Source organism: Bacteroides caecigallinarum (assembly GCF_016902295.1).
GTDB lineage: Bacteria > Bacteroidota > Bacteroidia > Bacteroidales > Bacteroidaceae > Phocaeicola > Phocaeicola caecigallinarum_A.
In genome coordinates this window covers 1-846 of sequence record NZ_JACJLQ010000120.1, presented here as the reverse complement: position 1 = coordinate 846, position 846 = coordinate 1, and the positions used below count along the sequence as shown (strand labels likewise).

The window sequence follows — 846 nt, the reverse complement described above, 5'->3', positions numbered from 1 at the left end:
GTTTTGAGTGTTAGAAGTCTGTCATTTGAACTGTGCTTTTCCACGGATATTACAGTGCTGCGGAGGAGCAAAGGAAGATGAAGGTTGCCCCACACCGGCACACTTGCTCTCTACCAGCGAACGGATAAAGCGATAGTTGCATCTGTCTACATTCAGGGCTGTCTCGCAGGCTTTCTGGAAAACGACCGGATCACTGCTCCTTTGCAGGTTTAGAAGCCCGTCGCAGGTCTTGTAATGAGTCTCCGGAGGCATTGTGGAAGAATAAAATATGCGGCGGATTACATCTCCAAGTATGCCGGATGCACGCTCGGCACGCTCTATGTATGATTTTGCACTCATCCCTCTGTATTCCCGGGAGTTGCTTGCAAGATGCTCCTTTACGATAGTATACTTTCCCCTGTTGTAATCACGTATGTGAGTGGCTACAAGTTCACCGTCCACATATACTTTTACCAATGTGCGTGTATATGCAACATGTGCAGTTTTGGATATATACTGATAGGGAACTGTATAATAGTGCTGGTCACGTCCGAGATAGATACAGCAGTTGGTTGACACCTTCAAATCGGTATATGACACAATCTCAAAATCCCTGTCAGGCAGCGGCATAAGATTAGGCCTGTCTACGGCAAGGAACCGTTCCTCACGCGTATAAGGATGCTTCTGCATGCGTTTCTGGTTGTGCGCTTTCATTTTGAGCGAGGCTGCCCGGTTAAGCTCTTCCAGTGAATGGAAGGTTTCATTGCGGAGTTCGGCAAACACACGCATATAGACAAGCCTCACGGTCCCTTCCACGTTGCTTTTATCTTTTGGGTGTGCGGGACGTGCCGGTATGATGACCGTGCC

1 protein-coding gene is annotated in these 846 nt (G+C 48.3%); it reads right to left on the bottom strand.

Annotated features, from left to right (window positions below; genetic code table 11):
• Window positions 1-21: 21 nt before the first annotated feature.
• The coding region (locus tag H6A27_RS14430) for a Mu transposase domain-containing protein (RefSeq protein ID WP_420867867.1) at window positions 22-846 on the bottom strand (825 nt) is incomplete at its 5' end.